Genomic DNA, 24,685 nt, shown 5'->3' on the forward strand with positions numbered 1-24,685 from the left:
GTTCGAATTGTAAGAGAGGGGTGTTTATTTGTTCAGAATAACTCCTTTTTTTGTTCGGTACGGTATTGGCTTGGCGTCTGACCCGTGCATCGTTTGAACCATTTGCTGAAATATTTACTGTCTCCAAGACTCGTTCGTTCTGCTATTTCCTGCATTGTCAGTGTCGTTTCACGCAGCAGACAATAGGCAAGCCGAAGCTTTCGTTTATATTGAAAAGCGACGAAACTGTCCCCTACCGTTTTTTTGAACAGAATTGAAAAATGGCTGCGGCTTAATCCTACCTTATGTGCCAGTTCCCCGGCCGACCAGTCTGTTGCCGGGAACTCATGCAGTAAATGAATGGCATGCCAGATTGGCTCAGGCCAATCTTCGCCCGTCAGTCCGTATATCCGCTCCAGCTCGGCTTCCTTATGCAGCAACAGAAATGCTTCCTTCAAATCTTCACAATCCCGGAGAATTCCCTGCACACTCCATTTCAGCTTCCCGCATCCACTCTTGATCTCAACCAGCAGGCTGTCTGCGTCCTCCTTAAGCGATTCAGGAACCGCCCAGTAACAGCTGTCTGCACCATACGATATAAGCTTGCCCTCACACATGCTCTGGTCATATATCTCCTGATCCTGAACAATATCATTCCAATTCCTACCGCACCCCGCAGTCTTGACCAGATAAAGGTATAAGAACTGTCCATCAAACTTCCAGCTACTGCGGCGTAGCTTCTGGATTTCCTCCAAAAACTTGTCATTGTGACCATTAAGCCATGCAAAAAGATGCGTCGATAATCGTTCCTTATCTTCATGACCGGAAACTGGGGCGTCAGCCATTTCCCGCTGAAATTTGCTCAGCATCGCTTCAAGCTCTTCATCCTCAAAAGCTGTTTTCAGTAAATATCCCGAAGCTCCTAGCCGTATCCCCTCTTGGGCATATTCAAAGTCTCGGTGGCAGCTTAGCAGGATGATTCTGGTTTCCTCCGCTTCTTCCTTCACTTTACGGGATAGCTCGATTCCATCCATTTCAGGCATGACAATATCTGTAATAACAACCTCGGGACGGTGTTCTAAAAAAGCTTCCCAAGCGGCCTGTCCGTTAGGAGCATCGGCCACGACTTCCATCCCGAATCGCTCCCAGTCTACTGTCGTGCGTAGTCCTTTGCGTACAATGCTCTCGTCATCTGCAATCAGTACCTTAATTTTCTTTGTACTATTCATCGGAAGACTCCTCTCTCTTAGGCCACCGAATGGTGATAATAGCCCCTTCCCCCTTAACCGAATGTACGGATAGTCCGTATAACGGTCCAAAATGCAGCTTGAATTTCTGGTCGGCATTCCGCACTCCAAGTCCGCCACGACCACTTCGTTTCTCGCTAGGCAAGAATAACTTCGCCAGCTTTTCCTCCGTAATTCCTGCCCCATTATCCTGTAGCGTAAGCAGAAGATCGCCCTGCTTCTCGGTGATCTTCATATGAATTTCCCCTTTACCGTCTACAAAAGCATGGAAAAAAATATTTTCGAACAGCGGTTGCAGCGTCATGCGCGGTATGACATATTGACGGAGCGATTGTTCACAATCCAGCTTATAACGGAAAACGTCCCCGTACCTTATTTCCTGGATTTTTAGAAAGTGCTCAATCATGCGCAGCTCCCTCCCCACAGTAACCAGCTCCTGAGAAATGTCCAGATTACCCTCCAGTACCATGGTTAGATGGTACAGCATCTGCCGGATATCTTCGGCCCCTTCTAGTCGGGCTTTCCACTGTATGGAGTTCAGCGTATTGAACAGCAGATGTGGGTTGATCTGATAATGAAACGCCCGAAGCTCCGCTTCCTTTTTAAGCCTCTCGCTTTGCTCCACTTCACTGATCAGTGATTGAACCCCCGTAACCATCCGGTTAAAGCTGATGTCCAAGCTGCCAAGCTCATCCTTGCCCTCAATCGGCGTTCGGGTATCAAGCTTGCCAAAGCTTACCTTTTGCATGGATTCCTTCAGTCTTCTTATTCTGGAAGTGAAACGAGAGGAGAACAAATAGGCGATTCCGAAAGCGAGCAGGCAGGAAATGATAGCCACCACTATTGTATTAGCCCGGATAATAGCGGAAGATTGATAGAAGGCTTTAGCCGGAATTCTCGCTTCTATTGTCCATTGATTTACGGCGAGCGTCCGGGACCATGTAATATCGCTTTCTTTGGGATTATAGGCCGAGGCAGTCTCATAAACCACGGTCCCGTCGGGGGATTTGATGAGCAGATGGGCATAGGTATCTGTCTCAAACTTTTTAAACATATGTAGCAGTTCCTCGGCATTTTCCTCAATGAGAATAACACTGCCGTTCTGGGCCTTGTTCGGATGATGGATCGGCACGGCTAAGCCGATAACGGACAAACTGATTTCGTCGCTCGTTATCGCATGATCCTGTTGGTAAAATCCAAGCCAATAGGTTCCGGTGTACGCCTTAGGTCTCGTGTTCCATAATGGTATATTTCCAAGTTTGGCAACATCCAGTTTGTTCTCCCCGTAATAATAGCCCGACGTTGTAATAATGTAGATGCCGGCGGTCAAATGAGTCCGAATGGATTTCAAAAGTGATTCAAAATCATTTTTCTCCATAATTTCACTATAAGTGGAAGGGGCCCGGTTCCCGATCCCCTTGTGAGTCGGATCCAGCAAATAAGAATAGATGGTTTCCGCCGTCTGCTTCATCCGATTTAATGTTGAACTGGTCTGCTGCTCCAGCTGCGCTACGGCATTATCTCCGTATTTCCCGAACTGAGAGTTAATAACCCGAGTGGATTGATAATACGACAAACCGCCAAGCGAAAACAGCGGTATAAGCGTAACGATTAAAAATCTGAAAAGCAGCTTGGTTCGTATGCTCTGATAATCGCCGGAGAAGACCCGGCCGGAAAAAAACTTTTTAGTCCGCCTATGGTTCATGGTCACTCTCCCCACAGTCCTAATGTATATATCCATCTTTGCATGGTCTCTTCCACTTCCTTTACCATTACCGCCTCCGGTTTGTTAACGCTTTCATTATAAACGCGAAAAAAAAGGTTGTAACTAGGCGCCAACTGGAAAACAGGAAAAGCACCTCTCCTGCAAGGTGAAAAAACGCCTGCAGAAAAAGTGCATCCTTTATGGTCATATCGTATATTCATGTCCAAGAATTAAAAACACGCTTGAGGTCCAGGTGAAGGCTCTGTCCCGAAGCCCGGCTCCGGTCACAGCATCAAAATTTTCAGCCATGCCGCTGACGCTGAGCATACGGCAGAAACGATCTGAAACCTCTCTCGCGAGTTCCAAGTCACCAGCCGCAGCTGCACCTTCGACAAGTAGCATCGTGGATGGTGCCCAGATCGGACCTCGCCAGTAGCCGTCAGATTTATAATAACGGCTGTTTACACTCTCGGTTGCCCAGCCGTTATCTGTCAAGAACCGGCTCTCGTCCTTAAGTCCTTCTAGAAGGGCGGTTCGTATATGCTCCGGCAATCGACGGCCCAGTAAGATCGGCACGAACAGCAGCAGGCTGTCTCCTTCCGACACCTCATGGGTTCCTGAACGGCAGGCTATGAATCTGCCGTCTTTCCAAAAGTGTCTGATCATGTCCTCAAGCGTATCGTCAGCTTTCTGTCTCCACGCTTTGGACTCTTCCGACAGACCAAGCAATCCGGCGATTTCAGCCAGGATCTCCATCTGGAGAATTAAGAAGGAAGCAAGATCAGGACTTTCTACAGGGATACCGTTATTAAACGCCGTGCTGTTGTCCCACCCCGAATCATTGCCGTGGTTATATTGTGGAATTCCGTCGCCGTCACTATCCCGATAAGTGAACCACCACCGCGTCCATTTGGATAAGGGGCCGTAGATTTCGCGAAGCTGCGGCTCCTTTATAAAATCAGTCCGACGCATCATCCAGGACAAGGTCCAGCCATGAATCGGCGGTTTGTTGCAATTCCAAAGCTCGTATTTATCATTTATAAAGTCGGGAATCAAGCCGCTCTCATCCTGCCGGTCAAAAAATATCATGAATTGATCCCAGGCCAGTTCCGGGTTATGGCGGACAAGTGCCATCGCATTAAAACAGTTGTCCCAGCTCCATATGTTGGTCATCCAGTTTTTCGACATGTACATGGCTGGTCGGGTCAGGCAGCCTTCGGCTGGAACAAGGCAGGACCAGGTGATATAAGCTGCCAGTTCTCTGGCTTCCTGCCAGCGATCGGGTACGGTGAGGGCATTCTTCAGCCAGCCCGCATAATCCTGTTGGACCTTTTGGACGGCATCGTCAAAGGCTTCCCACTCGGTTCGGGGCTCCTTAACCGTAATAAACTCCTCCACGGCGAACTCTACTATATTGGTCCCGGCTTCCACGGTGAACTCCGCTGCAACGCGTGAACTTTTAATTTCATTCCATTCGACTTCCATATTCATTAGACCTGAAAGCCGAGTAAGCATAAAGCGGCAGCCATGCGTAAAGCTGTTCACTTCCCAGCTGTCTTGATCCGCTTCATAAGCATAATCATAAGCCGCCGGGAAGAAAGTAAGCCGTATACCGCATCCTTCCGAACGGAACCTTACGGTCCGAGAATCAGATATGCAAATTTCGGCATGCATATCCGAATCAGAACATATTAACCTGATGATTTCGGGTGAAGCCTGCGGTTCAAATGAAACCGGCTCGTTCTGCCGGCCGAGCAGCTCAATAAGAAATGCCTCGCCAAACTTGTCATCCCCTCCGCGGACAGAACGCAGGTAAAGCCCCTTTTCCCGGTCCTTTCCTGCAGGCAGGAGGGAAACCGCCAGAAAGGATTCTCTTCTGCTAAAAGGTACGATATTCAGATCAAAATTCATAAGCCGTCTCCTTCACTGAGGTATCGCTTTCATTGTAAGCCTTCTCATGAAGGATTAGGAACGGCATGATGTTTTATGGAAGAAGGAATATTGTTGTCAGCACCCTTACAGGAACGAAGGAGGTGTCATTTTGTCAGGCGGATGGTGGTCATTTGTTAGATTCGTGGTCTTGTGCCGAACAAGTTCCCGTCAAACTCCGGTTCCTTTTCGTATTTAATATATGTCACCGAGTGATTCTTGAAGGAATAGGCTAATGTATATGATGTGAAATGGAGCGAATATCATGACGACCTACTATGAACCGCCGGTTGAAATCCGGACACTCACCTACATGGCTCCTGGTACCATAATTCAGTACCCGCAGGTAACTGGGCTTGCCAACCGCCAAGCCGAGGAGAGGATTAACCGGACTATTATCCTTCAGATTCAAGAAATGCAGCGCATCCAGCAGGGTGTACAGACCGGTACGAACCCGGAAACAACCGGACATTTTGAGATCAAAACGAACGAACGAGGCATTCTCAGTCTTCTGCTGAGCAACTATACTTACTCTATACCGATGGCCCATGGTTACACAGTTGCCAAAGCGCTAACCTTCACTACTCAAACAGGTCAATCGTACAACCTGTCAGACTTGTTCCGTCCAGGGTCAAACCATTTGGCCCTCTTGACTGCTGAGGTTAACCGGCAGATCAAAGAACGGAACATTCCTACCTTAGAAGGAAATGTCGTTACCGTCCAACCTAGCCAGGATTTTTATCTGGCTGACAAATCGCTTGTTATCTTTTATCCACTCTATGCGATTACCCCTTACTATGTTGGAATTCCGATGTTCCCGATCTCGGTGTACTCCCTCCAGGGTATTGCTGCCGAGAACGGCCCGCTCATGATTTTGGCTGCCGATATTGTGTGATGAAAAAATAAACCAGACCTTTATCCCAGGTCTGGTTTATTGGAGTTATCGTTTATTTATTTCTTTTCACACCATAATTTTGCAAATATCGTTCGTGAACTCTACCGGGTCTGAAACCGGCAGACCTTCGATCAGCAGCGCCTGATTGTACAGCAGGTTAGTGTAGAGCGCCAATTTTTCCTGATCACCTTGATGGGCGTCTTTCAATGACTTGAACACCTCATGGTTCATGTTAATTTCCAGCACTTTATCCGCTTTAACGTCCTGTCCGTTCGGCATCGCCTTCAGGATCTTTTCCATCTCAATGGTTAGATCGCCTTCAGCAGTCAGACATACCGGATGGGATTTCAGACGTTTGGAAGCTCTGACACTCTTCACCTTGCCGCCCAAAATGCCGCTCATCGACTCAAACAACTCCTTGTTCTCGCCTTCTTCAGCTTCGCTTGGTTTATCATCCGCATCCGGCTCAATTCCAAGATCACCACTCGATACCGACTTAAATTCTTTTTCCTTATAAGCCATCAACATCTTGATCGCAAACTCATCCACGTCATCGGTGAAGTACAAAATTTCATACCCCTTATCAGCCACCATTTCGGTCTGCGGGAGCTTCTCAATCCGTTCAATGGATTCACCGGAAGCATAGTAAATGTATTTCTGATCCTCAGGCATTCTCGATACGTACTCGTCCAGGGTGACCAGTTTCTTCTCTTTGGAAGAGTGGAACAGCAACAGGTCCTGAAGCACATCTTTATGTTGGCCGTAGTCGTTATACACACCGAATTTCAGCTGTCTGCCAAATGCTTGATAAAATTTCTCGTAGTTCTCTCTTTCTTCTTTCAGCAGGCTTTGCAGAGCGCTTTTGATTTTGCTCTTGATGTTCTTAGCGATCATCGTCAGCTGACGGTCATGCTGCAGCATCTCTCTCGAGATGTTCAGTGACAGGTCTTCGGAGTCCACCATACCTTTGACAAAGCTGAAGTAGTCCGGAAGCAGGTCTCCACACTTGTCCATGATCAGAACGCCGTTGGAGTACAGCTCAAGCCCCTTCTCATATTCCTTCGTGTAATAATCGAATGGAGTGTTTTCCGGAATGAACATAATCGCATTGTATACAACGGCGCCGTCAGCTTTAATGTGAACATGCTTCAGCGGCTTATCAAAGCCATAGCGTTTCTCAGCATAGAAATTCTCGTAATCTTCATTTGTCAGCTCGTCCTTATTTTTGCGCCAGATCGGAACCATACTGTTGACGGTTTGCTCTTCAACGTACTCCTCGAATTCGTTCTCGGTGCCTTCTTTTGGCCGCTGCCCTTTAATATCCATCTTGATTGGATACCGGATAAAATCGGAGTATTTTTTAACGATAGCTTTTAGACGGTACTCCTCAAGATATTCATCGTACTGATCATCTTCCGTGTTCTCTTTAATCTTCAGAACGATCTCCGTACCTACGGAATCCTTCTCGCAAGGCTCGATCGTGTAACCCTCGGTTCCCGTAGATTCCCACTTGAACGCTTCATCGCTGCCCAATGCTTTACTTGTTACGGTCACTACATCCGCAACCATAAAGGCCGAATAGAATCCGACACCGAATTGGCCGATGATATTGTGGCCGTCCTTCGCTTCATTCTCACTCTTAAACGCAAGGGAACCACTCTTCGCGATAACCCCCAGATTGTTCTCCAAGTCTTCTTGGGTCATCCCGATTCCTGAATCGGTAAGCGTCAGCGTGCGGTTCTCTTTATCCGCCGTTACCTTGATATAATAGTCCTCTTTATTAAACACCAAATTATCGTCAGTGAGTGCTTTGTAGTAGATCTTGTCGATGGCGTCGCTTGCGTTAGAAATCAGTTCTCTGAGAAAAATTTCCCTCTGCGTATAGATGGAATTAATCATCATTTCCAGCAATCGTTTAGATTCCGCTTTGAATTCCTTTTTAGCCATGGATGAATCTCCCTTCAGACATTAATAATCTTTTTAGCACTCCCATGTCGAGAGTGCCAACACTTCTTTTATTTAACACGTTATATTTTTTAATGTCAATATGTTGAGGGGTGATTTGCTCCTCCCTTTTTTATTGCTTTTTAAATGCGAGCGGACTCACTGGACCTCTGTCAAGAAAGTGGACACAAAAATAGCGTGATTTTTTAGAAACTTCTTTCTTGTAAAATTGTTCTGCAAATCGAACTGGAGAAAGGTAACCCAGTGAACCATGGATTCGTTTTCGGTTATAAAAGAATTCAATGTACCGAAAAATTTCGTCATAGGCTTGTTGCCGTGTTTTAAACTTTTTACAGTAAATAAGTCTTTCTTTAACACGCTGTGAAACGACTCAATGCAGGCATTGTCATAACAATTCCCTTTGCGGCTCATACTCGCCTGCATATGGTAGGATTTCAGTTTGGCACGGTATTCATGGGAAGCATACTGGGTTCCACGTCAGAGTGATGGAGAAGTCCTTTTCCTGGTTTTTTGGCTTGATAAGCATCTTCGAGAGCACCTAGGACAAGATCTTTGGTCATACGGTTTTCTAAACGCCATCCTACAATTTCACGGGTACAAAGATCCAATACACTAGCTAAATAAAGTCGCCCTTGCCGACATGGGATGTAAGTGATATCTGTAACCCACACTTTATTAGGCTCACTAACGTGGAATTCCTGGTTCAAGATGTTGGGCCCAATGGGTTGATCATGGTTGGAATCCGTAGTCTGGACCCTGAACTTTTTAAACACACAGGAACGAAAATTCATTTCCTTCATGTATTTCCCAACAGTGCGCTCTTGTATGTCATAGCCCTCTTGTATAAGCAAATACGTGATCTTAGGGCTCCCGTAGCGACTCTCCGAATCATGATAATGGTATTCGATACGCTTTTTGATGTCAGCCTTTCTCAAGGCTTGATTGCTAGGGCTTGCTGTTCTCCATTTGTAGTAGCCGCTCCAGGAAACGTTCATCACAACGCACATCTTCTCCACTCGAAACTCGGAGTGATGATCTTCGATAAACTGGAACTTCAGTTCGGTTCCTTGCTGAAGATGTGCAGTGCTTTTTTTAGAATCGCCAGTTCCTCCTGAAGATCCTCAATCTTACGTTCTTTAAGTTTGTTGGCCTTTTCTTGTTCTTTCAGCTGTTGCTATAGCTCACGGACTTTTTCGGGCGCTGCAAGGGGCTCTTGGTCAAATTCCCGGTATTTTGCAATCCATTGATTTACCGTACTTTTTGGAATATTGAGCTCGACACAAACATCTGCTACAGACTTGGTCTGTTCCTGAATGTATTTCACCGTCTGTCTTTTGAATTCTTCATTGTAACGCTGCCGTTGTTCCCCCATCTAGGACACCTCTTTCTTCGTTAAGTATATTATCCCGTGTCTCTTAACGCTGTGTCCACTTTTTATTCTAGTTCTATTACAAACGTTATATGCTTGTTCATGGTGGAAGGGGGGGAACTGGCGAAGCCGAGCACAATGCAACTCACCTTTGTTCACCTAAATGCAATTTTTTAATTTTATGCTTCCCTGAATTATATTCCAGATAAACCGGTTGATCCTGTGAAAAAACCACCGGCCGCAAGGCGAACACTGAAATGGCTAACCAAAAATGAACAGAATCGTTTTCAACGTGAAGTTCGCAAAGGCCAGAGCAAGAGGGAATATGCGATAGTAATCATGTTGCTTAAGCTAGGGTTACGTGTTCATCAGAGGTAAAGGGTATGAGGATCATGAAGTTCCTGTTAATTCGGAAGCACGTTCAGCTTTAGAAAGCTATCTGAAGGACAATCCCTCAGATAGGCGATATGCATTCTCTTCCCAACACTCCGAAAAAATATCGGTAAGAGGTGTGCAGCATATTATCGAAAAATATCGTGATCGAACCCAGATTGAGCATCTTACCTGTCATTCTCTAAGACACACGTTTGGGCATGACCTTATAGTTGCCGATAATACCCTGCAAGACGTAGCCATCTTAATGGGGCATTTTAAAAAAGATGGTTCGCCTAATATTGAAATGACGATGATTTACACCACGCCCGGAGTCGAGGACTTAGAGGCTGCGGCGGAGTCGATCAGTTGGACGTAATTATTGAGAAGAAAGAGGGTATTTAATATGACGAAAAAATATTTAGGAAATGTGATTGTGACTGCTATTAGTCCAAGTGAATTCTACAATTGTTCAATTAAGCAAGGGGTATATGTAAATAAAGGATATTCAAATGAGTGGATTTTATCGGACTAAATTCCGGATGGTTGGTGGAGGAAACTGCTACGAGAAGACATATGGTATATGGATTGCCTTAAGTGAAGTGTTCGAAGTGGCATGGCCGTTCTTTTAAAATATCTTCGGCGTATTGAAATGTCTCATTAAATATCCAATCCAGATCATCACCGGTATCTATCCAAAAAGCAAAATACTCGAACTGGCAATAATCGCTCGCTCTGTATTGTCTGGAACAGCCATGAAGATCTTCTTTATTAAAGGTCTATTTTTATTGCGTGTGGGCTAATGCTATCGGCTAGAGAGATCCGGATGGATCGGAGGTCACTATAGGTAGAGCTTTCTGACTGACTGAGAGGCTGATTTCGTCCTAGAAAAGCTTGAAATACACTCATTCCTTTTCAATCCTATAACTGGTTCCATAACAACCTCCCAAAATAATATTACCGGCACTCCTACGATGGTTCCAAACCCATAGCTTCGCTTGTGATACGAGGTCTCTTTCCCTTTACCAGCTCAAACATGGTCATTGGGGGCAGTGGGAGAACAGCTTTGGCTACCGTCATCGTATAGCACCTAAAAAATAGGTCAACCAGAAGTTTCTGGCTGACCTAATAATGCGAAAAGACCCTTTAAGTTAACAGGATCTTTTTATTTTGAATACTTAGAGTTTGTGTTTACTCACTCTTTTCTTCCTTAATATAAATATCACCATATTCGACGATCATTTTTGTTTTGTCAGTAGTTTTCTCAACATCATAAACTACTTCGTCCGAATTATAATCTTCTTCAGACGTATCACTTTTTACAAATAACCCATCCTTTGTTTTAATGGCATCAGGATGATTAGAATCCTCAAGTAATACATCTGGTAATGGGTCGTTAATACCATCCTCAACTTTGTTTGAATGTTCATGGATATTAGCAATCCCTGCTTTGCTACCGACAACATTGCTTGCTAGAACGTTAGATGTTAATGCTCCCGATAATGCCATTGCACTGACTAATAGAACTGCTATTCCCATTGACTTTTTCTTCAAAACGAATCATTCCTTTCTTAAAAGCTTGTGTAACCGTTCCCTCTTATAGGAAGATCGACCTTATTAACAATAACCAAAAATATAGGATCGTTTGCTGTACCTTTAGGAACATCAGTAAAGTTAATAGTTGTATTTTTACCAGTGAGATTACCAACAACCTGAATTACAGAAGATTTTTTGGTGCCACTTTTGTTAGAAAATTGATAAGTTACTGTTGCCTCAATGCTAGAGCTATCAGTGGTTTGAACTAAGGTAAGGGGCACCTTTCCATAAGTGTTTAAGGGCAACGAACTTGAAGACCAAATATTATCATAAACTTTTGAAAACTCGTATGATATATTTCTACCATCAAAAGCTCTTGGAGAAATTACCTCATCGGTAGTATTCGACTGTGAAAGTGAACCAGATGTAAATAATTCATCGTTTGCTGAAGGTCCTAAATTCGTAACTATTGGCGACTCTGAATTAAATGTTTCTACTGATAAGTTATCAGCAGAGGCAACTGCGGAAACGGATAGCATAAGTGCTGTTGACAGAAAAGCTGCGGCGATTTTCTTATTCATAACTACATGTATTTTTTGTTTCAATAATAAGAACACCTAGAAATGGGAAAGGTTACGTTTTTTTGCTCTTTATCGATTAAATGGTCCCAAAGTACTAAAAAGAGATTACCAATAACGTAGTTGTATGAGTCATCAAAATTTCCTCCTGCTCTTAGCTCTAATATTATAGATGGGAGTAGCACTAAAGGTCACTCCACTGTTATTTCAGATCATTGTATGTATTCGTAGACCAATTGAGTAGAACGTGGCGATGAATTCCCATCACCCACGAAAAGCCCAATGGAACCGCGGAAGTTCACCGCCGTTCCATTGGGCTTTTTGCGCTATAAGGAACGATATTTCAGATCGTATGGATCATTGGAGCAATGTGGGTACCCGGCGGCATGGAAATAACTTAAAGATTTAAGGCGTAGATACTTTAAAAGAAATAGATCGGATTATTGGTCTGTTCCTGAATGTATTTCACCGTCTGTCTTTTGAATTCTTCATTGTAACGCTGCCGTTGTTCCCCCATCTAGGACACCTCTTTCTTCGTTAAGTATATTATCCCGTGTCTCTTAACGCTGTGTCCACTTTTTATTCTAGTTCTACTCAGTCCGTAACGATTGTAAAACTCGTCGATTGTAGCAAATAGCGGAATTCCAGTCCTAATGCGCTCCGCCCGGTGCTTACCGTGGAAAGCAGCGCATGTGATTCGTACACGTAGCGTCTTTACAACAGACTGGGGGTGTCCCAGGCCAATGGGCCTTTTGGACACCCCCAATAAATAACTGTTAAATTTAATTACCTTTATAGCATTCTTCTTCCCATCCTCATGATGGTCTCAAGTAATGATCTCCATTTCCCTCCGGATTTCCGCTCACCGCCTGTTGATGCAATAGTTTCATTGCGGGAAAGACGCACTTCCTGCAACAACCGACATTGTTCCAATTCCTGTAGGCGATCGTTCGCATACTGTTTAGCTAGATCTTCATTATTCATATACAAGGCTCACACCTCACCTCATTTCATTTATAGCGACAACATTCCTACATTACCAATGCCCACTAGCTCTTCTTCCATTCCTTTCACTCTAATCATGCCTGTATTGCTTCTAAGATAAGGGTGTAACACACCTTTCATTCTGTTATCTGCAACAATCACCTCGCCAAATAGGTCAAGAGACTGCAATGTGTCCTTCAGCACTTCCTCTGTCACATCGTCGTCTAAATTCAGTGTTCCATCAACAATGAAACTGATAGGATGCTCCATGGCCAAGAACTGCTCCTTCGACCACGTTTCCTCACCATCAACGAACACAAAAGCATGCTCATAACTTACAATTTCGGTATTTAGATCAGGGCAGCGCTCCCACACCAGATCCTCTACGTCTTCACTGCAAATAATAAATGAGGAGGACTGAATCTCCGCAATCGCATTGCTAAAGGCTTCCCGGGACACATCGGCTTCGATAAGAATAGGGTGTTTCGTGTAAAATTTTTGATTTTTAAAACGGCGGATGGAACGGGCATTAAGTCGAAGAGACTTAGTCAAATACTGATATCCCGCAGGAATGACTTGAACCAGCCCATTAACGGCCTGTATTTTATCGTAGAAATAAGAGGACTGCTCTTCATAAATAATCACCTTTCCATTAATCCGGAGACAATCCATTAGAGTTGAAAATTGTTCCATATCCAGATCCTTGTCGAACTGCAGCACTCCGTTTACAACCAAATGTATTGGTTCCCTGGCGGAAGCTAAGTAGGCGTTCGTCAGCTGGAACTTCCCCGATTCAAAGCGTGGTAAAAATTTATACGTATGAATTTCGACACTGGCTCCTCCTGCTTTAAGAAGTGATGCCGTAACAGCGCCAGCCAAATGCTGCGGAGTATAGACTTCTCCGTTCACAACCAGATGCAGCTGTCCTTTCTGGAATGTCTCCAATGTTACATGCTGATCGATCATAACCACACCGTTAACAAATACATTCTCTGTTTGTTCTAAGAGCTTGAAATATTCCTCATTGAGGTGCAGCGTGCCATTGTAGTAACGGTGACCCTTGGGTATTTCCAGCGTTTTGCCGATATTGCCCGCATTGTTCAAAAGTGTCAGCAGGTGAGCCGTCTCTGCCCGGTAAAGAACCATCCCAATGTTTCCAATCCGTTCAATGCTTTTTACGCTCTCCTCGGTTGCCTGTGTAAGATCCAACATCCCAACATTGCCAATCACTTTACTCATCTCATATCATCCTCCCAAAATTTCCTTAACCTCTTGATTGCAACTTGTAGTTTGTATCGAACTGTCGCTGCAGGAATTCCGAGCTGTTCCCCGATTTCCTGACTGGACATGCCAAGCCAGTAACGTTTAAACACGATATCACTCTGTGATTGCGGCAGGCGGCCGAGCCATTCTGTCATTTCTATACTGTGGCTTGGAGCAGGAAACACGGCCACATCTAGATCTTCTTCCCACGATACAAACCGCTTCTCCCGCCGGCTAATATCGATCATGCGATTTTTGATTACTCTGAAGAACCAGGCCTTTTGCTTGTGTACAGGCAGGTCTACCAGCTTTACTTCATTCATTGCCTTCATAAAGGCATCCTGCACCAGATCGTCCGCTTCAAACTCATGTTTCACAAGCGATCTGGCATAACGGTATACATCAGCCTTCAGATTTTCATAAAGATCACATACTTCCATTAGCCAACCTCTCAACTTTACGTTTTGTCTTTCCTGTTAATATAACGTTTGACGAAGACGAACTGATGGATTTATTTTTAAAAAATTTCACGTGTAAAGGTTATTGAGAAGAATGTTGTGATGCTGTGCAAAAAATAATGAGTAAAGTAAGAAATTCTTAAGAATCACGTATGAAATAAGTGAGTTTTAAGAACTAGAATAAATTCATCTTAACAGTGAGAGGAGAATTAAAGTGTTCCTAATACTATTGTTGCGGATGTTCTTTTGGTTTCGTTAAGGGTGCAATACTGTGGTAAATACCACTTCAAGTATTTTTCGATACATCTGATACACAAAATAAGTCTTATGGAGATAGAGTAAATGGGACAAAGAATTGAAAAGGCTATTGAGAACACACTTGAAAATTCTTCATCACAGCTTCATATGTTTAGTGTTGGTTTAGGAATTGTGCTTGTCATCTTAGGAATTGTCTTCTTTCTCACTAGCAAGCGTACAAAAGGAAACGGTGGGAAAAAAAATGCTGGTTTGATTTGTACAGCAATTGGTATCGTCACTATTGTGAATGGAATTGTTCAAATGTTCTTCTAGCGCAAAAAAAGAGGCCGTCCCAAAAATTTATACTTTTGGGACAGCCTCTTATACGAGTTTGTATCTTAAAGTGCCGGCAGGATCGCCTATTTCGCCAGCTTCACAACCGCCTGCAGTGCAGCACTAATCTCACGTTCCACAGCATCTGCAACAACGTTCGTGTTTGGATCGTACTCTGCCGCAAGATCCGCATCAGCAAAGCCGTCCATCGCCACAATCGCGCCAGCGCGAACGCCCCGGATCGCCGCAACAACATACAATGCCGCTATTTCCATCTCAACGCCGAGTGCTCCAGCCGCTTTGTATTTCTGATGAGGTACTTCCTCAACACCGTTGAAAAAAACATCCAGCGTGACCGTAATCCCCTTGCGAACTACACCTTCACCGATCGATAATGCGGATTCGTATAACGCCTCCGTAACTTCACTATCAGCTACCGCCGGGAAACCATCCGGCACAAGCTGACGGGTCAATCCGTCCGTCCGTACAGCAGCTGTACTGACCACAAGGCTCCCTGCAGGTATATCTGCACGGTAAGAGCCCGCCGTGCCGACACGGATCAGCGTTTTCACACCGGCTCGAATGAGCTCCTCGAAGCAAACAGCAGCGCCGGGTGAACCAACACCATGGCTTGTGACCGCGAGTTTCACACCTTCATACGTTCCGACAAATGTCCGGTATTCACGGCTGAACGCCAGCTCACGTACGTCTTTCAACTTGCGTGAAATAACCTCCGCACGCTTCGGGTCGCCGCAGACGACCGCATATTCAGGAATGTCTTCTGAGTTTACTTGCAATATTGGCATCAACATATTAATCATACTCCTTCCGTGTCCATTCATCTTCGGGTATTGGTAGTGCTTCTCCACTAAACCGCTGTTCCTCAAAAGGATCGGCTTCATTGTGGAAGCCATTCTGCTCCCAGAAACCCGGGCGGTCTTCCTTCATGAATTCAATCTTGCGCAGCCATTTGGCGCTCTTCCAAAAGTACCGGTGCGGCACGACTGTCCGCAGCGGCCATCCGTGCTTCTCCGTCAGCGGCTCACCGTTAAAGCGGTAAGCCATAAGCACATCATCCTTCATCAAGTCCTCCATCGGCACATTCGTATCATAATCTGGATCCGCATGGAACATGACGTATTTCGCTTCCGGCTTCACCTTCAGCAGTTTCAGGAAATCTCTGAACAAGATGCCCTCCCACCGTGTGTCGAACTTCGACCACCGGGTAACACAGTGAATATCACAATCAACCGTCACCGTCGGCAGCGCCATCAGCTCGTCATAGGTGAACGTCCGATTCTCTTCAACCTCTCCAAATACCTCAAGCGTCCACTCGGACAGGTCATAATGAGGCACTTCTCCTTCATGAAGAATCGGAAACTTCTCCGTCAGTGCTTGTCCAGGCGGCAGCTTGGCGCGCTGCTCCTCTGTAAGATTCGCGGCAGGCACCGGCTTCATTTTCTTCAGACGTTCCGCTTTTTTATGCATAGAATCCATCTCCTTCCGGCTTGGTCGATCCGTACGTCATGAATTTCTATTCAATGATGCTTGGGCGTGTACGTTCGTACGATCGCTATCTGGAGCTCGAACTTTGCTTTTGCGCATCTTTCAGATAACTCTTGTCTTTGAAGAAAAACATAACGGCAATCGTGACTACATACGGCAGCATTTGAGTGAAATGTGTCGGCAGCGCCAAACCTTGGAAACGGATGCTTACCGCCTCCATGAAACCGAACAGCAGGCTTGCTGCCGTAACGCCGAGCGGACCGGACTGTCCAAGCATGGTAGCCACCAGCGCGATAAATCCGCGCCCTTCGGTCATTCCTTCCGTAAACATCGTCAACTGGCCGAGAGACAGTTGCGCACCCGCCAGCGTACAAAGCACACCGCTTGTTAATACCGCCCCATATTGATAACGAGGCACTCGAATACCGATGCTGCTGGCAGCAAGCGGGTTTTCTCCAGAAGCAAGGAACCGGAACCCATTTTTCGTGCGGTAGAAGTAACACCACATCAAGCCAGCAATGACGAACGCCAAATACACCAGAGGTGTATGACCGGAAAGGATAGGACCAATGACAGGAATATCCTCAATGATTGGAATGTTCCATTTTGGAAGACCAACCATCTCCTTATCATAAAAAGCGCCCTTCACATCGAAAATCGCCCGCAGGCTAAAGGTGGTCAAGCCAGCTGCCAGCGCGTTCATCGCAATCCCGACAACAATGACGTTCGCTCTCAGATTGATCGCCAGGTAAGCAAAGACGAAGGAAAAGACCGATACGACCATAATCGCAAAGAGAATCGCCAATATGACGTTTCCGAAAAAATAGTTGCCTGCTACCGCTGCAAAAGCCCCCAGCAGCATAAAACCTTCCAAGCCGACATTAAACAATCCAACACGTGCGCACAAGGCTCCCCCAAGCGCTGCGAGCAAAATCGGAGTAAGAACACGGAGGGCCGTATTCAGCAGAGCAAGATCAAACAGCTGTTCCATGTGACTTATTCCCCTTTCTGCGCTTCAGGAAGCTGTATGTGAACCTCGCGGATATAAACAGGATAAGCACGGCTTGGATAATAGCGCCCACTTCGAGAGGTACCTCCGTGTTTCGTTCAACGCCCATTCCACCCGTCTGTAGTGCGGCCAAAAATATAGCTGATATCAGCGTGCCGATGGGATGCGATCCGGCGAGCAACGCCGCCATAATACCCGTCCATGCGTAGTCGGCCGTAGTCAGTGCGCCGTCAATATACCGGTACTGTGAGCCGAGAATTTCAACTGCGCCGCCTAACCCGGCAAGTCCGCCGCTGACAAACATCGCACCGATCATCATAGAACCCCGCTTAATGCCGCCGTACAAGGCAAACAGCGGATTGCCACCGAGCATACGGACTTCATACCCCGCGACGGAACGCTTCAACAACACATAAATGACCACGGCAGCGATCACCGCAAAAATAAATCCGATATGAAGTGGCATACCAGAGAACAGCTTCGGTAGCCACACCTGGTTCTCGAGCATCGCCGACTGTGCCATGGCTGCAGAGCCCGATGTGTCTTTCAGAGGGTAAGCAACGAGATAGCCTGCAAACAGATCTGCTACATAGTTCAGCAGCAACGTGGATATGAGCAGGTTAACCGCAAATCTTGCGTCAAAATAACCAGCCATTACCGACCATAAGCCGCCGGCAATAATACCCGCCAGCAAGGCCGCTACACACACAAGCCAGCCCGGCCCCGGCATGTACAATCCGACCAGTGCGGCCGCTAACGCGCCGAATATCATCTGTCCCGGAGAGCCGAGATTGAAAAATCCAGCCCGGAAGGCAAAAGCAGCACCCAAACCTACCAAAATAATAGGCGTAGCTCTAGACAGAGTATTCGTCAGAAAATAAAACCCGCCAAATGCCCCTTTCCACATTTCCGCATAAGTTTCCATGATGTCCCCGCCCGCGATGACAATAGCAATCGCTCCAGCGAGAAGGCCGACAATAACAGCCACAATCGGCTGAAGCAGCGGAGAAGCATATTTCATTAGTTTGTTCATTGAATACTTCCTCCTGCCATCAACAGACCTAGCTTTTCTTCCGTGGCTTCCTGCGCCGGCAGCTCGCCGGCGATCCGCCCTTCATACATGACCAGAACCCGGTCAGACAGCTTTAATATTTCCGTTAATTCGGACGATACAAGCAGGATACCTGTACCCTCATCCCGCCTTTTCAGAAGCTCGCCATGAATCGTCTCCATTGCACCGATATCGACGCCGCGTGTCGGCTCGGCTGCTATCAAAAATGGCGTCCCTTGCTCCAGCTCCCTCGCTACGATGAGTTTCTGCAGGTTCCCCCCCGATAAATACTGGGTGCTTGTCTCCAAGGAGCCCGTCTTAATCGAGAACTTGCTTACCCAACCGGACACCAGTGAGCGGATGTCTTTCAGTTTAAGAAACCCATTCTTCTGCAAACGGCGATGATGTCCCATCATTCCGGTATCTAGAACGGTCGCTTCCCGGTTCGCTCCCCATACATATCGGTCTTCCGGTATGTGGGCAAGACCGTGTTCACGTATTTTGCGAGTCGACATCCCCGTGACGTCAGTGTTTCCGAGCGTAATTCGTCCTTGATCCGGTTGCATGAGTCCTGAAATAACCTGCAGCAACTCCGATTGACCGTTGCCGGATATGCCAGCAATGCCGACAACTTCACCTGCCTGCACCGCCAGGTTGATCCCATCCAGCACCGGCTTTCCTTTGGTTCCGCGAATGGTCACGTCAGAAACATCGAGCACTTTATCACCGGGGTCCGCCGGTTTCTTCTTCAGCTCTGCAAGCTCTCGTCCGACCATCATGCGGGACAGCTGATTGGCATCCGTCTCGCCCTTCTCCACGGTTCCCGTAACAGCTCCATCACGAAGTACGGTTATTCGGTCAGCCACATCAAGCACTTCATTCAGCTTGTGGCTGATCAGGATAAAACTTTTCCCCTGTTTCGCGAGCAGTTTGATGGCCTGCAGCAGCTCCTGCACTTCCACCGGTGTAAGCACACCTGTCGGTTCGTCCAAAATAATAATTTCGGCGCCCTGATACAGCACCTTTAAAATTTCGACACGCTGCTGAATACCCGGAGCACTGCTGCCTGCAACAGCTCTCGGGTCTACTTTCATCCCGTATTGATCACAGAGCCCGTCCACGATTTTGACGGCCTGTTTCCGGTCGAACTTGGCTGAGGAACCCGGCTCGTTACCGATCACAATATTTTCAGCTATCGTAAAGGAAGGAAAGAGCATGAAGTGCTGGTGTACCATCCCGATACCGTGATGGATGGCATCTAACGGACTGGAGAAGGTAACTTCCTTACCGTTCAACCGGATGGAACCGGACGTTGGCTGCTCCATTCCGTACAATATCCGCATAAGCGTCGTTTTCCCCGCTCCGTTCTCGCCGACAATTGCATGGACCTCTCCGGCACGAAGTGAAAAATCGATGCCCCGGTTCGCGCTGAACTCACCATACTTCTTCGTTATTTTGTCCATTTGGAGTAGCATTGAAGTTCTTCCTTCCTTTCACTCATTAATGAAAGACCGACTGCCATAGACAGCCGGTCGAGGGTAGAGAACGAATTATTGTTCCAGAGCGTTCGTAACTTTGATCTTGCCAGCGATAATATCGTCGGCAATCGCTTTTACCTTGTCCACGGTCTCTTGTCCAATGAAGTCATTAAGCGGGGATTTACTCTCGTGAGTAACGTAAGTAAGACCTACACCGCCTTCTTTCAAGCCATAGTCACGAACATCATAGGAATAGTTGCCTTCGGCGAAGTCTTTAACCGTTTCATACACAACGGTGTCTGTGCTCTTCAATTGAGCCAGGACGACGTGTTCAGGATCCACACCGGTGTTATCTGTATCTTGTCCTGAAGTGTAGAAGCCTTTTTCTTTCGCAGCTTCAAATACTCCAAGGTCACCAACAGCAGACAATCCAGCAACAAAGTCAGCGCCTTTCGAGTTTTGCAGAAGTGCGAACTCTTTCGCTTTTGCCGGATCATTGAAGCTTCCGACATAGTTTACGAATATTTCGACATCCGGCCGAACCGATTTTGCGCCTTCTTCAAAGCCGGTAATATATTTGTGCATAATCGGAATGTCATTCGCAACGACATTGCCGATCTTGCCTGTTTTTGTTGCCAATCCCGCTGTTGCACCGAGCAGGTAAGCTGCTTCATGTTCGCGGAATACAACACTGCGTACGTTAGGCAGGTCAACAACCGTATCAATAATGGCAAACGGCACGTCCGGATTTTCTGGTGCAACCTTGTTCAGTGCATCCTCCATCTGGAAGGTCGTCGTAATAATCAGATCATATTTTTCCGCAACAGCTGTACGAAGGTTCTGTTCAATCGAGGCCGGATCGGTCGATTCGATTGTCTTCACCTCAACGCCGAATTCCGTTGCAGCTTTCTTCAAACCTTCATCCATTAATGCGAAGAACGGGTTTACGCCGATTTTCTCAGGAAGAACAAGTGCAATGCGTTTCTTATCTTTAGAATCGCCTTTATCACTGGCTGATGCATCGCTCTCGGAAGAGCTGTCCTTGCTGCCGCAACCTGCCAATAATCCGACGAACAACACCATTGTTAATAGAATTGACCATGATTTCTTCATTTCCTGCCCTTATCCTCCTCAGTTGTGCTTATCTTAGTATAGTTAATATCCTATGGTATGACGACGGATATGTCAAAGCAATTTTAGCGAATTGTATTTTTAATTGGAATAATATTACAAATTAAATTATAATATGGTCTTTTTACAGTACATTTTGATTAATTGAATCATCGAATGTTCGGAAATAGACAATGCTTTTATTTTAATCCCTTACATCAAATTGACATGTAAAATATCAAAAAAAGCACCTTACGGTGCTTTCAGATCATCCATATAAAATTATCTATCTTTTGCATAAACGTACAAATGCGAGCCCAGCTATTACTAAAGCAAGAGCCCCATATCCAGTACTCCACCAAAAATGAGCATTAAATGTATCGAAATTCTGGGCCAATACGTCACGCGCTAATTGAATAGAATGTACAAAAGGAAGCGCATTCGCTACTTTTTGAAACGTGTCCCCTAGCATACTTATATCCATCCACGCACCGCCTAAGAAAGACACAGCTGTAATAAAGATGGTACCAATACCTGAAATTTGTTTTTCTGTAAATAACGCACCTAACAATAACCCAAGGAAAATGGACATAAGTGCAATGGGAAGAAGCGTTAAAATGCTCAGCGAGATATCCATTAAGCTAGACGATAAACCAAGAAACTTCGCCAATACAAAACAAATTACGCCTTGCAGCAATGCCAGAGGAATTAACGGTAATGCATAACCAAATACATAATCCATCACTGTTAATGGTGAAGCAAATAATCTTGTTAAAAACGCACTTTGCTTATCCTTAGAAATTAATAGTGCCGAAAACATCGTTAAAAAGGCAAAGCTAAATACAATCAAACCCGGCGTTAAGTTTTCAACTTTAAATGTATCGAGAGGTGCGTTTTTTTCAATCGTTGTAAAGACGACTAAAAGAAGAAGTGGTAACGCAATGCCAAGAACAATAGAAAGCGGATCTCTAAAAATTTCTTTTCGATTTCTTCCTGCAAAATTAAGCATTCTCATATGGCCACCTCTTGATTGCAAATCGCTAAAAACGCCTCTTCAAACGACGTTGTATTTGTATTGTTTTTCATTTCTTCCGCTGTGCCAATGGATTTTACAGACCCCTTCTGTAAAATACAAATACGATCTGCAAGTGCTTCTGCTTCCTCTAAATAATGCGTTGTTAGGACAATCGTCATTTTTCCTTTTAATTTCGAAAGTGTTGCCCACAGTTCACGTCTTGAACGAACATCCAGCCCAAGTGTCGGTTCATCAAGGAACAAAATTTGAGGATTTGTAATAAGCCCCATCGCAATACTTAAACGTCGCTGCATACCGCCTGATAAAGCTTTTGCTTTATCTTTTTGTCGTTCCATCAGCCCGAATGTTTGAAGCATTTCCGTCGCTCTTTCTTTTGCTTCCTTTTTTGAGCTGCCATAAATGCCGGCGATTAACTCAAGGTTTTCTCGAATGGTTAAATTCGGTGCAACTGCTGTTTCCTGAGGGGAAATATTAATTTTTTGCTTCACAGCATCAGCGCCTTTGCGAATACTATCACCTAACACAAGAGCATCGCCAGCTGTAGGTGTTAATAGACAACAAAGCATACTGATTAATGTCGTTTTCCCAGCACCATTTTCTCCAAGCAAAGCAAAAAATTCGCCTTCCTCAATCGAGAAATCAAGGGAATTAACGACAGTGCGGTCTTTATATTGTTTCGTCAAATTATTTAATTTGATGGCTGCCAATTATTCTTCATCCTCCCGTATTTCTTGTGCTTTTAAAATGTCTTGCGCAAATTTAAACATCAGCTCATTTTTCACGATCGCAATGCCTTGCTTCTCATCTCCTAGTAGGAGTAATGAATCACCCGGTTTAATGTCAAAAACGTCTCTTGCTTCTTTTGGAATTACGATCTGCCCTTTTTCTCCTACTTTTACTGTTCCGAAAATATATTTTCCATCTGGTCCTTTCATTCCACTTACCTCCTATAATTCATTTAAGTATGACTGGTTATACTTTTCATACCAATTATACATCATATGTTAAAAAAATCCATCCAAAATTATACAAAAATAATAAGAAAAAAGACTGCTTACAAACCTCGATTTTTCATCGAGTTTGTCTACAGTCTAGAAGCATCTTCCGGTACCTTTTTATGATCCGAACGATCGAATCCATTTATACCGGTTCACTTTGACAATAGCTACAAAGCATTTCAGAATCTGATCTGATTTCAGACAAATAAACGTAATTAGTGGTGACAGATTAAATACAAAGGCACAGAGGAATGAGGACGGAAGCACGATGAGCCACATAAAAATAAAGTCATTGTACAGCACAAACTTGGTGTCCCCGCCACTACGCACAATGCCGGTCAGTGCCGGCATCTGATAAGCGGTTCCAACCACGGTAATGGACATTACCGTCATAAACTGCAGTGCGAGCTCCTTAGCTTCGCCGGATATCGAGTATAACCCTAACACGTGATCCTTTAGAATGAACAATACGGCCCCTGTACACAAACCCAAGAAAAGATACAGAATCTGAAGCGTTTTGGCATATGCTTTGATCTTATCGGCAAAGCCTTCCCCAATCGTTTTGCCGATCAGAACGGCTGTTGCACTAGCCGAAGCATAAATCACAACGCTCACCAGCTGGAATATAGTAGTTGCAATACTGTTAGCTGCGATTGCAGCCTCACCCATATGTCCGAGAATAGCGGTTTGCGCCCCCATGGCGAGCCCCCAGATCGTATTGGATAACAATATAGGTGATCCGACTTTGATGTACTGCTTGAACAAGCTCAGATCGATGCGGAAGAAATCCTTCAGCTTCAATAAAATTTTGCGGTCGTATTTCTTGATGTACACACAGACAATAGCTGTTTCAATCATTCTCGCTATTAGTGTTGCTATGGCAGAACCTCTAACTCCGAGCTCTGGAAAGCCGAAATGGCCGTAAATCAGTACATAGTTCAACCCCACATTAATAATCAGCGTGGACAAGGATACGATAAAGCCGATTTTGACTGTCTCTACACTGCGCAGGGAGGCAAGCAGAATGCTTGTAATGGCAAAAAACACATACGAAAAGCATATGATCTGCAAATATTTTACTCCCTCGTTGATGACACTCTCCCCACTGGTAAATATCGAAAGTGTGGCGTGAGGGAAGAAAAACACAATGGCCCACAATACTACACTTAACACAACGGCCATCCGCATCCCGATGCTTGCAACTTTTTTAATAGCCCCGATGTCTTTAGCGCCCCAATATCTTGACGCCATAATGACAAGCCCCTCGCCCGCGCCCATAACCAACATGTGGAGCAGGAATTGAATCTGGTTCGCGAGCGCCACGCCGGAAAGTGCAGATTCGCTGTATCCACCCAGCATAACGTTGTCGGACAGGTTTACCCCGAGGGAAATAATGTTCTGCAGCCCGATGATCAGAGTTAGCCAGAAGAAACTCTTGTAAAAATGCTTCTCTCGCACAAATAAACTCACGATAAGAATACCTTCTTTGTCATTTAATTATGTACCCTTATCCAATATATACTAACACTCTAAAATAATCAGTACACCTTATGTTTATATTGGTAGTTACCTGAAACCGTATCTGTTGGCTATAGTTAAAGAGGGGAGGCTTCCCATTAGAATGGAAGCCTCCCCTTTTGTCCTGAA

25 protein-coding genes are annotated in these 24,685 nt (G+C 45.3%); 3 read left to right on the forward strand and 22 right to left on the reverse strand.

Annotation, left to right across the window (positions count from 1 at the left end):
* Positions 1 to 32: 32 nt before the first annotated feature.
* The 3 genes from AC2TF5_RS22240 to AC2TF5_RS22250 all read right to left on the reverse strand — a co-directional run bounded on the left by AC2TF5_RS22240 (position 33) and on the right by AC2TF5_RS22250 (position 4,842).
* On the reverse strand, positions 33 to 1,208 hold the full coding sequence (locus tag AC2TF5_RS22240) for a response regulator transcription factor (protein ID WP_491299299.1): 1,176 nt from the start codon (positions 1,206 to 1,208) through the stop codon (positions 33 to 35).
* A complete protein-coding gene (locus tag AC2TF5_RS22245) occupies positions 1,201 to 2,931 on the reverse strand; it encodes a cache domain-containing sensor histidine kinase (protein ID WP_491299300.1) in 1,731 nt (576 codons plus the stop codon). Before AC2TF5_RS22245 ends, AC2TF5_RS22240 begins: the two co-directional genes overlap by 8 nt.
* Positions 2,932 to 3,135: 204 nt before the next feature.
* Positions 3,136 to 4,842, reverse strand: coding sequence for an amylo-alpha-1,6-glucosidase (locus tag AC2TF5_RS22250; protein ID WP_491299301.1), 1,707 nt, complete (start codon positions 4,840 to 4,842; stop codon positions 3,136 to 3,138).
* A gap of 283 nt (positions 4,843 to 5,125) precedes the next feature.
* On the opposite strand from AC2TF5_RS22250, the gene AC2TF5_RS22255 reads away from it, so the two are divergent.
* Positions 5,126 to 5,755: a DUF3298 and DUF4163 domain-containing protein gene (locus tag AC2TF5_RS22255; RefSeq protein WP_491299302.1), complete on the forward strand. Its 630-nt coding sequence runs from the start codon at positions 5,126 to 5,128 to the stop codon at positions 5,753 to 5,755.
* 66 nt (positions 5,756 to 5,821) lie between these two features.
* Here the strand turns inward: AC2TF5_RS22255 and htpG are convergent, their stop codons facing one another.
* From htpG to AC2TF5_RS22275, 4 genes are all read right to left on the reverse strand, one after another.
* Complete coding sequence (gene htpG / locus AC2TF5_RS22260) at positions 5,822 to 7,702, reverse strand: molecular chaperone HtpG (protein WP_491299303.1); 1,881 nt, start codon at positions 7,700 to 7,702, stop codon at positions 5,822 to 5,824.
* A 130-nt stretch (positions 7,703 to 7,832) separates the two neighbouring features.
* Complete coding sequence (locus AC2TF5_RS22265; protein ID WP_491302967.1) at positions 7,833 to 8,060, reverse strand: IS3 family transposase; 228 nt, start codon at positions 8,058 to 8,060, stop codon at positions 7,833 to 7,835.
* Positions 8,061 to 8,154: 94 nt separating this feature from the next.
* Positions 8,155 to 8,778, reverse strand: a complete 624-nt coding sequence (locus AC2TF5_RS22270) for an IS3 family transposase (RefSeq protein ID WP_491302968.1) — start codon at positions 8,776 to 8,778, stop codon at positions 8,155 to 8,157.
* Between the two features lie 116 nt (positions 8,779 to 8,894).
* Entirely contained in the window at positions 8,895 to 9,092 is a 198-nt protein-coding gene (locus tag AC2TF5_RS22275) for a transposase (protein ID WP_491299304.1), read from the reverse strand.
* A gap of 358 nt (positions 9,093 to 9,450) precedes the next feature.
* On the opposite strand from AC2TF5_RS22275, the gene AC2TF5_RS22280 reads away from it, so the two are divergent.
* Positions 9,451 to 9,840: a tyrosine-type recombinase/integrase gene (locus AC2TF5_RS22280; RefSeq protein ID WP_491299305.1), complete on the forward strand. Its 390-nt coding sequence runs from the start codon at positions 9,451 to 9,453 to the stop codon at positions 9,838 to 9,840.
* Positions 9,841 to 10,652: 812 nt separating this feature from the next.
* On the opposite strand, the gene AC2TF5_RS22285 is transcribed toward AC2TF5_RS22280, so the two are convergent.
* The 5 genes from AC2TF5_RS22285 to AC2TF5_RS22305 all read right to left on the reverse strand — a co-directional run bounded on the left by AC2TF5_RS22285 (position 10,653) and on the right by AC2TF5_RS22305 (position 14,262).
* On the reverse strand, positions 10,653 to 11,015 hold the full coding sequence (locus AC2TF5_RS22285) for a hypothetical protein (protein ID WP_491299306.1): 363 nt from the start codon (positions 11,013 to 11,015) through the stop codon (positions 10,653 to 10,655).
* Between the two features lie 17 nt (positions 11,016 to 11,032).
* Complete coding sequence (locus tag AC2TF5_RS22290; protein ID WP_491299307.1) at positions 11,033 to 11,602, reverse strand: hypothetical protein; 570 nt, start codon at positions 11,600 to 11,602, stop codon at positions 11,033 to 11,035.
* Between the two features lie 765 nt (positions 11,603 to 12,367).
* Entirely contained in the window at positions 12,368 to 12,559 is a 192-nt protein-coding gene (locus tag AC2TF5_RS22295; protein ID WP_491299308.1) for a hypothetical protein, read from the reverse strand.
* Between the two features lie 30 nt (positions 12,560 to 12,589).
* Positions 12,590 to 13,798 (reverse strand): hypothetical protein, encoded by a 1,209-nt coding sequence (locus tag AC2TF5_RS22300; protein ID WP_491299309.1) that lies wholly within the window; start codon positions 13,796 to 13,798, stop codon positions 12,590 to 12,592.
* Positions 13,795 to 14,262 carry an RNA polymerase sigma factor gene (locus AC2TF5_RS22305; RefSeq protein WP_491299310.1) on the reverse strand — a complete coding sequence of 156 codons (468 nt, stop codon included), beginning with the start codon at positions 14,260 to 14,262 and terminating at the stop codon, positions 13,795 to 13,797. Before AC2TF5_RS22305 ends, AC2TF5_RS22300 begins: the two co-directional genes overlap by 4 nt.
* A 360-nt stretch (positions 14,263 to 14,622) precedes the next feature.
* On the opposite strand from AC2TF5_RS22305, the gene AC2TF5_RS22310 reads away from it, so the two are divergent.
* The gene (locus AC2TF5_RS22310; protein WP_491299311.1) at positions 14,623 to 14,850 is read left to right on the forward strand and encodes a hypothetical protein; all 228 of its coding nucleotides are present in this window, start codon (positions 14,623 to 14,625) and stop codon (positions 14,848 to 14,850) included.
* An 86-nt stretch (positions 14,851 to 14,936) separates the two neighbouring features.
* Here AC2TF5_RS22310 and AC2TF5_RS22315 read toward each other — a convergent pair whose 3' ends face one another.
* The 10 genes from AC2TF5_RS22315 to AC2TF5_RS22360 all read right to left on the reverse strand — a co-directional run bounded on the left by AC2TF5_RS22315 (position 14,937) and on the right by AC2TF5_RS22360 (position 24,508).
* The gene (locus tag AC2TF5_RS22315) at positions 14,937 to 15,662 is read right to left on the reverse strand and encodes a nucleoside phosphorylase (protein WP_491299312.1); all 726 of its coding nucleotides are present in this window, start codon (positions 15,660 to 15,662) and stop codon (positions 14,937 to 14,939) included.
* 1 nt (position 15,663) lies between these two features.
* On the reverse strand, positions 15,664 to 16,338 hold the full coding sequence (locus AC2TF5_RS22320) for a sulfite oxidase-like oxidoreductase (RefSeq protein WP_491299313.1): 675 nt from the start codon (positions 16,336 to 16,338) through the stop codon (positions 15,664 to 15,666).
* An 85-nt stretch (positions 16,339 to 16,423) separates the two neighbouring features.
* On the reverse strand, positions 16,424 to 17,347 hold the full coding sequence (locus tag AC2TF5_RS22325; RefSeq protein WP_491299314.1) for an ABC transporter permease: 924 nt from the start codon (positions 17,345 to 17,347) through the stop codon (positions 16,424 to 16,426).
* Positions 17,331 to 18,398 (reverse strand): ABC transporter permease, encoded by a 1,068-nt coding sequence (locus AC2TF5_RS22330; protein WP_491299315.1) that lies wholly within the window; start codon positions 18,396 to 18,398, stop codon positions 17,331 to 17,333. Before AC2TF5_RS22330 ends, AC2TF5_RS22325 begins: the two co-directional genes overlap by 17 nt.
* Positions 18,395 to 19,891: an ABC transporter ATP-binding protein gene (locus tag AC2TF5_RS22335; protein ID WP_491299316.1), complete on the reverse strand. Its 1,497-nt coding sequence runs from the start codon at positions 19,889 to 19,891 to the stop codon at positions 18,395 to 18,397. Before AC2TF5_RS22335 ends, AC2TF5_RS22330 begins: the two co-directional genes overlap by 4 nt.
* Positions 19,892 to 19,966: 75 nt before the next feature.
* Positions 19,967 to 21,007: a BMP family lipoprotein gene (locus AC2TF5_RS22340; protein WP_491299317.1), complete on the reverse strand. Its 1,041-nt coding sequence runs from the start codon at positions 21,005 to 21,007 to the stop codon at positions 19,967 to 19,969.
* A gap of 283 nt (positions 21,008 to 21,290) precedes the next feature.
* Entirely contained in the window at positions 21,291 to 22,019 is a 729-nt protein-coding gene (locus AC2TF5_RS22345; RefSeq protein ID WP_491299318.1) for an ABC transporter permease, read from the reverse strand.
* Positions 22,016 to 22,747, reverse strand: a complete 732-nt coding sequence (locus AC2TF5_RS22350; RefSeq protein WP_491299319.1) for an ABC transporter ATP-binding protein — start codon at positions 22,745 to 22,747, stop codon at positions 22,016 to 22,018. Before AC2TF5_RS22350 ends, AC2TF5_RS22345 begins: the two co-directional genes overlap by 4 nt.
* Positions 22,748 to 22,975 carry an AbrB/MazE/SpoVT family DNA-binding domain-containing protein gene (locus AC2TF5_RS22355; RefSeq protein WP_241932348.1) on the reverse strand — a complete coding sequence of 76 codons (228 nt, stop codon included), beginning with the start codon at positions 22,973 to 22,975 and terminating at the stop codon, positions 22,748 to 22,750.
* Positions 22,976 to 23,155: 180 nt separating this feature from the next.
* Positions 23,156 to 24,508: an MATE family efflux transporter gene (locus tag AC2TF5_RS22360; protein WP_491299320.1), complete on the reverse strand. Its 1,353-nt coding sequence runs from the start codon at positions 24,506 to 24,508 to the stop codon at positions 23,156 to 23,158.
* Positions 24,509 to 24,685: the final 177 nt, after the last annotated feature.

This window comes from Paenibacillus sp. JNUCC 34 (assembly GCF_058269055.1).

Coding starts and splice junctions, on each gene's coding strand:
- AC2TF5_RS22240 (WP_491299299.1), bottom strand. CDS start 1,208: ATGAATAGTACAAAGAAAATTAAGGTACTGATTGCAGATGACGAGAGC.
- AC2TF5_RS22245 (WP_491299300.1), bottom strand. CDS start 2,931: ATGAACCATAGGCGGACTAAAAAGTTTTTTTCCGGCCGGGTCTTCTCC.
- AC2TF5_RS22250 (WP_491299301.1), bottom strand. CDS start 4,842: ATGAATTTTGATCTGAATATCGTACCTTTTAGCAGAAGAGAATCCTTT.
- AC2TF5_RS22255 (WP_491299302.1), top strand. CDS start 5,126: ATGACGACCTACTATGAACCGCCGGTTGAAATCCGGACACTCACCTAC.
- htpG (WP_491299303.1), bottom strand. CDS start 7,702: ATGGCTAAAAAGGAATTCAAAGCGGAATCTAAACGATTGCTGGAAATG.
- AC2TF5_RS22275 (WP_491299304.1), bottom strand. CDS start 9,092: ATGGGGGAACAACGGCAGCGTTACAATGAAGAATTCAAAAGACAGACG.
- AC2TF5_RS22295 (WP_491299308.1), bottom strand. CDS start 12,559: ATGAATAATGAAGATCTAGCTAAACAGTATGCGAACGATCGCCTACAG.
- AC2TF5_RS22300 (WP_491299309.1), bottom strand. CDS start 13,798: ATGAGTAAAGTGATTGGCAATGTTGGGATGTTGGATCTTACACAGGCA.
- AC2TF5_RS22305 (WP_491299310.1), bottom strand. CDS start 14,262: ATGGAAGTATGTGATCTTTATGAAAATCTGAAGGCTGATGTATACCGT.
- AC2TF5_RS22310 (WP_491299311.1), top strand. CDS start 14,623: ATGGGACAAAGAATTGAAAAGGCTATTGAGAACACACTTGAAAATTCT.
- AC2TF5_RS22315 (WP_491299312.1), bottom strand. CDS start 15,662: ATGTTGATGCCAATATTGCAAGTAAACTCAGAAGACATTCCTGAATAT.
- AC2TF5_RS22320 (WP_491299313.1), bottom strand. CDS start 16,338: ATGCATAAAAAAGCGGAACGTCTGAAGAAAATGAAGCCGGTGCCTGCC.
- AC2TF5_RS22325 (WP_491299314.1), bottom strand. CDS start 17,347: ATGGAACAGCTGTTTGATCTTGCTCTGCTGAATACGGCCCTCCGTGTT.
- AC2TF5_RS22330 (WP_491299315.1), bottom strand. CDS start 18,398: ATGAACAAACTAATGAAATATGCTTCTCCGCTGCTTCAGCCGATTGTG.
- AC2TF5_RS22335 (WP_491299316.1), bottom strand. CDS start 19,891: ATGCTACTCCAAATGGACAAAATAACGAAGAAGTATGGTGAGTTCAGC.
- AC2TF5_RS22340 (WP_491299317.1), bottom strand. CDS start 21,007: ATGAAGAAATCATGGTCAATTCTATTAACAATGGTGTTGTTCGTCGGA.
- AC2TF5_RS22345 (WP_491299318.1), bottom strand. CDS start 22,019: ATGAGAATGCTTAATTTTGCAGGAAGAAATCGAAAAGAAATTTTTAGA.
- AC2TF5_RS22355 (WP_241932348.1), bottom strand. CDS start 22,975: ATGAAAGGACCAGATGGAAAATATATTTTCGGAACAGTAAAAGTAGGA.